Source organism: Microbulbifer sp. (genome assembly GCF_036563125.1).
In the GTDB taxonomy this organism is placed as follows: Bacteria; Pseudomonadota; Gammaproteobacteria; order Pseudomonadales; family Cellvibrionaceae; genus Microbulbifer.
Window position 1 is genome coordinate 1 of record NZ_DATCMV010000119.1, and the last position, 8104, is coordinate 8104.

At 57.2% G+C, this 8104-nt stretch carries 6 protein-coding genes; 5 read left to right on the forward strand and 1 reads right to left on the reverse strand.

From position 1 onward, the window contains the following. The 4 genes from VIL80_RS09850 to VIL80_RS09865 all read left to right on the forward strand — a co-directional run. Window positions 1-600 (forward strand): flotillin domain-containing protein (locus tag VIL80_RS09850; protein WP_332035940.1); only part of this gene is annotated, 600 nt, incomplete at its 5' end. A 271-nt stretch (window positions 601-871) separates the two neighbouring features. Continuing rightward, entirely contained in the window at window positions 872-1966 is a 1095-nt protein-coding gene (gene hppD / locus VIL80_RS09855; protein ID WP_332035941.1) for a 4-hydroxyphenylpyruvate dioxygenase, read from the forward strand. Window positions 1967-1990: 24 nt separating this feature from the next. Continuing rightward, window positions 1991-2539, forward strand: coding sequence for a VOC family protein (locus tag VIL80_RS09860; protein ID WP_332035942.1), 549 nt, complete (start codon window positions 1991-1993; stop codon window positions 2537-2539). Window positions 2540-2578: 39 nt separating this feature from the next. Further along, window positions 2579-3586 (forward strand): fumarylacetoacetate hydrolase family protein, encoded by a 1008-nt coding sequence (locus tag VIL80_RS09865; RefSeq protein ID WP_332035943.1) that lies wholly within the window; start codon window positions 2579-2581, stop codon window positions 3584-3586. Window positions 3587-3668: 82 nt separating this feature from the next. Here VIL80_RS09865 and VIL80_RS09870 read toward each other — a convergent pair whose 3' ends face one another. Next, window positions 3669-5702 (reverse strand): winged helix-turn-helix domain-containing protein, encoded by a 2034-nt coding sequence (locus VIL80_RS09870; protein ID WP_332035944.1) that lies wholly within the window; start codon window positions 5700-5702, stop codon window positions 3669-3671. A 207-nt stretch (window positions 5703-5909) separates the two neighbouring features. Here VIL80_RS09870 and VIL80_RS09875 point away from each other — a divergent pair, with 207 nt between their 5' ends. After that, the gene (locus tag VIL80_RS09875; protein ID WP_332035945.1) at window positions 5910-7781 is read left to right on the forward strand and encodes a serine hydrolase domain-containing protein; all 1872 of its coding nucleotides are present in this window, start codon (window positions 5910-5912) and stop codon (window positions 7779-7781) included. Window positions 7782-8104 lie beyond the last annotated feature (323 nt).

The following is an 8104-nucleotide window of genomic DNA, read 5'->3' on the forward strand; positions in this document are numbered from 1 at the left end:
GCGGTGAAGGCGGAGGAGCAGGTGCGCACCGCCAAGGATGTGGAAGTCGCCGAGCGTGACAAGCGCATCGAAATCATTGAGGCGCAGAAGGAGGCCGAGCGTCAGGCCACTGCCATCAAGGTAGCCGCAGAAGCGGAAAAAGCCGCGGCAGAAGACAAGGCCGAGGCCCTGCGCCTGCAGGCATCCGCAGAGGCCGAGGCGGTGCGTATCCGTGTGGAAGCAGATCGCGAGAAATATGCGGTGGACGCGGAAGGTCAGCGCCTGATGAACGAGGCTTTGAACAGCCTGAGTGACGCGCAGATTGCCCTCAAGCGCATCCTCAGCCTGCACGATGCGCTGCCGAATATCATCCGCGAAAGCGTGCGCCCGATGGAGAAGATCGAAGGCATGAAGATCATTTCCGTGGAAGGCCTCAACGGTATCGACGGCCGCGCCAGTGGCGGCATCCTCGACAGCGATGGAGAATCCAGGGGCCAGAGCCTGCCGGAAGCCCTGGTGGGCAGTGCCCTCAAGCACCGCGCCATGGCGCCGCTGGTGGACTCACTGCTGAAGGAGGCCGGTGTTGGCGACTTCAGCAAAATGACCGAACCCCAACTCTGATTCTCTGTTGATATCACCGGGCCACCCAGATGGCCCGGTGATGTGTCCACCTCTTATCCCGTCGGTATTACTGGCACTGCGACCTCTTATCCGGTCACCAATTTTCTCTGCGACCCCCGTCCCCCGCCCTATTACTAGTTAGCCCCGGCTGCACAGTCCTTGACATTGGTTACACGCGTAACTAAATTCGTTGCACCTGAAACCAAGATGACCTCCGCTGCCACAAGCGGTGTCGCAGGTCCTATAAAAAACCCCTTATTAGGAGGATCACATGGCCGATTTGTTTGAGAACCCCATGGGCCTGGACGGCTTCGAGTTCGTTGAATTCACCGCACCGGAGAAAGGCGTCCTGGAAACCGTGTTCGCGGCCATGGGCTTCACCAAAGTGGCTCGTCACCGCACCAAAGACGTGGAACTGTGGCGCCAGGGCGACATCAACTTCATCACCAACTACGAGCCGGGCAGTCACGCCGACTACTACGCCCGCGAGCACGGCCCATCCGCCTGTGGTCTGGCGTTCCGTGTAAAAGACGCCACCTTTGCCTATAACGAGGCGATCAAGAAGGGCGCGCAACCGGTAAACGTGGAAACCGGCCCGATGGAACTGCGTCTGCCCGCCATCAAGGGTATCGGCGGTGCCACTCTTTACCTGATCGACCGTTATAAAGAAGGCGAGACCATCTACGATATCGACTTCCACTGGCTGGAAGGTGTCGACAAGCACCCGCAGGGCTGTGGCTTCCACACCCTGGATCACCTGACTCACAACGTGTATCGCGGCCGCATGGACTACTGGGCCAAGTATTACGAAGACCTGTTCAACTTCCGCGAGATCCGTTACTTCGACATCAAGGGCGAATACACCGGCCTGCTGTCCAAGGCCATGACCGCGCCGGACGGCAAGATCCGTATCCCGCTGAACGAAGAGGCGGCCGGTGGCGGCGGCCAGATCGAAGAGTTCCTGATGAAGTACAACGGCGAGGGCATCCAGCACATCGCGTTTGCCTGTGACGACCTGGTCGCCTGCTGGGACCGCCTGAAGGCGCAGGGCATGCAGTTTATGACCCCGCCGCCCGAAACGTATTACGAAATGCTGGAAGAGCGCCTGCCGGGCCACGGTGAGCCCACCGCAGAACTGAAATCCCGCGGCATCCTGCTGGACGGTACCACCGAAGGTGGCCAGCCGCGCCTGCTGCTGCAGATTTTCTCCGCCAACATGCTCGGTCCGGTGTTCTTCGAGTTCATCCAGCGCAAAGAGGATGAGGGCTTCGGTGAAGGCAACTTCAAGGCACTGTTCGAGTCCATCGAGCGCGACCAGCTGCAGCGCGGTGTGATCGGCGGCAAAGGCAAAGAAGACGCGGCCTGATCGGCAGCGCACTGGAGGCCTGCAATGGCAATTCAACGTATTCACCACGTGGCCTACCGCTGCCGCGATGCCAAGGAGACCGTCGAGTTTTATCGCGATCTCCTCGGCATGGAGTTTCAGCTCGCCATCGCCGAAGACAAGGTGCCCTCTACCGGGGCACCGGATCCCTACATGCATGTATTTCTCAATGCAGGGCAGGGCAATGTACTGGCGTTTTTCGAGCTGCCCAATTCCCCGGATATGGGCCGCGATGAAAATACCCCGCAGTGGGTGCAGCACATCGCACTGGAAGTGGAGAGCATGGACGAGCTGCTGGCGATGAAGCAGAAGCTCGAGGATGCCGGTATCGATGTGCTCGGCCCCACCGACCACACCATTTTCAAGTCCATCTACTTCTTCGACCCCAACGGGCACCGCATTGAGCTGGCCGCGAACACCGCAAAGCCAGGTATGCACAAGGAGCTCAAGCGGGTGGCGGAAGACATGCTGGACGAGTGGGCGCGCACCAAGAAGGCCCCGCGCCATGCGGCGTGGATGCACGGCGACCAAGAATTCAAACCTTTAGATCCCTGAGCCCCCAGCGGATCGTGAAATGAACAAGAGGAAGGCACAGTGAAGTTAGCCAGCCTGAAATCCGGCCGCGACGGCCATCTTGTGGTGGTCAGCGATGACCTGACCCGCATGGCGTCTGCGGCTGAAATTGCCCCGACGCTGCAGAACGCATTGGACAACTGGGCGGAAAAGTCCGCACAGCTGGAAGAACTGCACGCAAAACTCAACAGTGGTGACATCGCGGGTGAAGCCTTCGATCAGACCCAGTGCCACTCGCCACTGCCCCGCGCTTACCACTGGGCGGACGGCAGTGCCTACGTCAACCATGTCGAGCTGGTGCGCAAGGCGCGCAACGCGGAAATGCCGGAAAGCTTCTGGACCGACCCGCTGATGTACCAGGGCGGTTCCGATACCTTCCTGGCGCCGCGTGAGCCGGTAAAGATGCCGCAGAGCGAAGGCTTTGGCATCGACTTCGAAGCGGAAATCGCGGTGATTACCGACGACGTGCCCATGGGCGTTTCCCCGGAAGATGCCCTCGGCTACATTCTTCTGGTGATGCTGGTGAACGACGTGTCCCTGCGCGGCCTGATTCCGAATGAACTCGCCAAGGGCTTCGGCTTCTACCAGTCCAAGCCGTCCAGCGCCTTCTCTCCGGTGTGTGTCACTCCGGCACAGCTGGGTGAGCACTGGCAGGCGGGCAAGCTGCATCTGCCACTGGTGTCCGAGCTGAACGGTGAAAAGTTCGGTGAACCCAATGCGGGCATCGACATGACCTTCCACTTCGGCCAGCTGATTGCCCACGCGGCCAAGACACGTCCGCTGGGCGCCGGTACCATCATCGGTTCCGGTACCGTGTCCAACAAGCTCGACGGCGGCCCTGGCAAGCCTGTGGTGGAAGGCGGTGTTGGTTATAGCTGTATCGCCGAGATTCGCATGATCGAAACCATCCAGGAAGGCAAGCCGAGCACGGCGTTCATGCAGTTCGGTGACAAGATCGCGATCGAGATGCTGGATGACAAAGGTCAGTCTATCTTCGGGCGTATCGAGCAGACCGTAGAACAGGCTTAAGCGAGCTGGTGAAAAAAGGCGCAGCGGAGAAATCCGCCGCGCCTTTTTTATTGATTCAATGTTTATGGATTCAAAGTGACCTTTACCAGGTTACTTTTACAAGATTACTCTCCGCCAGCAGGGACTTCACAAACAATACCCGATCACCGTGGGCATTCAGGTCAAAGTTGAGGCGGAAGCGATTTCTGGCAAGTTCCCGTCGTTCGCGAACTCCGGTCTTCAAATTCACCCGTTGCATCACCGCGAGATTACCTTCGTGTTCGGTGAAGTACAGCCAGTCGCCGTGTACTTGCCAGCGGTTGGGAGAGGTGGAGGCGAGCGTTGCCAGCAATTCTGGATTTTTATTGTGGGTAACCAGCCAGGCGTTATTACGCGCATCCGCCTGAATGGAATTCTCCCGGTCTATTTCCACACTCGCGATGTAATCCTGTACCACCGGTTCCACTGCGCCCGAGGCCAGCGAATAGCGGTAAATAGTGGGGTTGCCGCTTTCGGTTTTGGAAAACAGCAAACCGTTGCCATCCCGCGACCAGTAGGGGAACCCGGCGAGTTCGGCACCGCTGGTCAGGTAGACCATTTCACCGTGAGCGAGGTTGAACAGGAAAACCCGCCCTTCCAGCAAGCCCGCGAGATGTTCACCCTTGGCATCCAGCTGCAGCGATCCGAGTTCCGCACCGGCAGGCAAGTTGAAAAGTGCTCGCGCCTCGCCGAGCTTGTCCATGTAGCGCACAGATGTGCCGGTATGATCCCTGGTGACAAAATAGACCCCAGACTCATCCCGATTGAAGATGGGAAAATCTTCTGCACCGGGTAAGTCGAGAATCCGCGATGCCATTAGTGGACGATGTTCAAATGGATTGGGTTGCTCCTGCAGATCGAGGAAGTTCCCGTTGTGTTGCCGCATGAGCAGGCACTGATCGCCACAGTGGAAAAATATATCGTTGATACCGCCATCCAGTGCGGCACGGATGGTGAGTTGATCGGACTGCAGCTCGAATTCCTGTATCTCACCGGAGAAGTTGGAGAGGACCAGGCTGGCATCGTCGCCCGCCCAGGCGAATCGGTCTGCCGGTTGTAGCAGGATCCTGGTATGCAAAAGGCTGCCGGTCCCTATATCCATGATCAACAGTTCCTGCTTGCCGCGCTCGACCTCTCGTAATAGCGCCAGCATTTTTCCATTTGCTGATTCGCGGGCGAAGAAATCTCCACGGCCACGTACGCTGGGTGCGGTCACCGTGATTAGCTTGCCGGATTCAAGATCAAGCTTTGAGATACCAAACGGCAAAGCCGGATCAGCCTTGTCCTTGATATAGATGGATTTCCCATCGCGAGACCAGGCTAGAAGATAGCTCTTTTTATTGTCGTTCGCCGGTAGCGGCTGTTCATGGAGTATCCCCTGGTCGGGATCGAAATTAGCAAGGAAGTGCTGTAATTCTTCGCCGGCACTGCGCGAATAAACGATCTGTTTTCCATCCGGGGACCAGAGTGCGCTGGCGTAATCCGCAGGTTCCCAGGTCAATCGCTGTACTTGCCGGGTCTGCAGATCTTTTACATAGAGCTGCAGGTAGTCATCCTTGTTGGCGCGGTGGGAGAACAACAGCCGGTTGCCTGCAGGACTATAGTCCGGGCTAACCTCAGATCCATTCATCCTGGTAAGCAGCTCGACCTTGGGCGGACTGTCTTTGTGCACCCCGAACGGGAAGGCTACGAGTGTCACCACCGCCGCCAGAACGGCGAGTCCTGCAAGCGCGATCGCCCACCGGTGGCGTTGCAATAATTTGGATTCCGGAGTGGGGGCTCGCTTAGTGCTGACGGTCGCAATGAGCGTATAGCCCTTCAGGGGGTCGGTACGGATATAGCGGGGGGCCTTGGCGCTGTCCCCCAGTGCTTCGCGCAGTTTTCTGATTGTTGCCCGCAGCGCGTCGTCGCCCACCACACGGTCCGACCAGATATGCGCATTGATCATATCCCGTTTGAGCGTTGTTCCCGCGTGCTCAACCAAAAGCTTCAGCAGTGCATTGACCTGAGGCTCGACTCGTCTGTCGTCACCATCCCTAGTCAAAATTCCGCGTTGGCTATCGTATAAAAATTCACCTACCTGATAGCTCTCTGGCACTGCGCTTCGGCTCCGTTTTTTTATTAGTTCAATGGATCACGACGTGTGACTGGATATGAACAGCCGCTGGGGCAGACGGTCACAAGTCGTCATGAATCTTCCTTTGAGAGCATGCGATCGCCCCTTTATTGATACGGCATTAAATCACAGCTGCTGCGCTCCAGGGCGAACCGGGACCGGCGCCAAATCAATGAAAGGGGAGGTTCGATGTTCCGAAAACTGATCAGCATAATCTCTATCGCACTCTTGGCCATCAATAGTGCACATACACAAGAGATCCCGCCAACAACAAATGGGGCAGGGTACCAACAACTCGAAAAGGAAATAGACGGGATACTGCAGCGCACCCGCACGCCTGGTGCAGCCGTGGCGTTATTTGAGCCGGACGGCCGCGTATGGCGATATACACCCGGTCTGAAAAACATTGAGCACAGGGAGCAGGTAACGCCGGACACCATTTTCCGTGTCGGCTCGATTTCCAAGATGTTTGTGGGGCTGGCAACCATGAAACTGGTGGCGGATGGCAAGCTGTCACTGGATGACCGCCTTGGGGATCTCGCGCCGGAGGTGGAGTTCGATAACCCTTGGGAAAAAGAGCACCCTGTGCGCCTGGTGCACCTGCTCAATCACGGCACCGGCTGGGATGCGCCTCATGCACCGGAGCTGGTGGGGCAATCAGGTGAGCCGCCATCGATCGGCGATACACTCAAGCGACATCCGCACTCCAGGCACTCCCGCTGGGTACCTGGCACCCGTAGCGCGTACAACAATACCGGACCGATGGTCGCGGCTTACATCGTCGAGAAAATAACCGGCACAGGGTTTGAGGCTTACATTGAGGAGCAGTTCTTCGACCCCTTGGGTATGGCGCGCAGCGGTTACTACTACGACGATCAGTATCGCAGCAGTGCCGCATCTATGTACCACGGCCACAGGGAGCTGACTTATTGGCACCTACCAAACCGCGCGGCTGGCGGGTTGCATTCCAGCCTGCAGGATATGATTCAGTTCGTCCGCTTTATGCAGGAGCCGGACAGTGTTGCGGGCGGTGAAATACTGGATGGGAACAGCGTGCGCACGATGGAAGCCCCAACAGGATCCAGCGCTGCAGCAGCGGGACTGGAAATCGGTTGGGGGGTTGGGGTTACGTCGTTTCATCATGACGGACTGGTGTATTACGGGCATGAAGGGTCCTTGCCCGGCACAAGCGCTTTAATTGCGTACCAACCGGAAGGAGCGCTTGGTCATATTGTCCTCACTAATAGCGATGGCCCCGCCGCAGCACAGATTCATAAACTGCTTGCCAGTTACGCGGCGGCAAACCCCCGTCCTGCATCACACACTGTCACAAACGTGGGTGGAGAGGTGCCCTCGACAATTGGCGGTTACTACCGGGTGATAAGCCCCATCGCGGAAAGAGATCAGATCATGGCCAGTTTGATGCCCTGGAAACTTTCTGCTGATGAGCAGAGTATTGCGCTGTCATCGATAGTGGGTGGCAAACCACAAAGGTTGCTGTCGAGCGGCGAGGGCAAATTCGTGCAACCGGATACTGGTCGCGTGGCTCTCGTGCTCGGCGAGGAGCCGGTTGCGGGCTCGGTACTCTATTACGGACCCATAACACTGAAGAAAGTAGGCTTTATTCAGGCAATAGGTCCAATGATACTGATGGTAGCCTGGCCGCTGTGCCTGTTGCTGTGTGCCGTATACCTGATTTTCTGGCTGCCGCGCCAGCTCGCTGGGCGCCGCCTGGCTAGGGCGGACGTGCAGCTTCGCAGCTGGCCCATGTTCACGGTGGCGGGGCTGTTTCTATCCATTGTGGGATTATGGTCGATCCGCAACAGTAGCGAGCCCTATGTGATGGCAGCTTCGATCACGCTTCCCTCGTTGCTGGTCTTTTTGGGCACGATCCTGTTTTTCCTGGGCGCACTCTGGAGCCTCAGGGTCTGGTGGCAATACCGCAAAACAACCGTAACTGGGGTCGGCAAAGGACTTTCGGTCGCTCTGATCCTCCTGAATGCCGCAGTGAATATTTACCTTTTGAGCTATGGGCTGATTGGCATTCGCCTCTGGGCCTAGGGCGTTGCAAGCTGAGATCAGCCGTTCGTAGGCGGCTGGTGTTCCCTAATAATGCAACCTGGAATTCTCCCTAGAAAAATATTCTCTTAAGTGCGCAATCAAGACGTACTTTTGGCTCAATTTTTGGGTTGGTAATGTGTTTCAAAATAATTGCGAGAAAACGCTTGCACGGCCTGGGTGGTCTACGTATAGTTCGCGCCCTCACCGCTGCAGAGGCGGCGGGGACGGCAAGATAAGTTATTGATTTCCAAAGGGTTTTCCCTGAAAAAGAAATTCAAAAAACAGCTTGCCAAGGTCGGAGAGAACGCTATAATGCGCGCCAC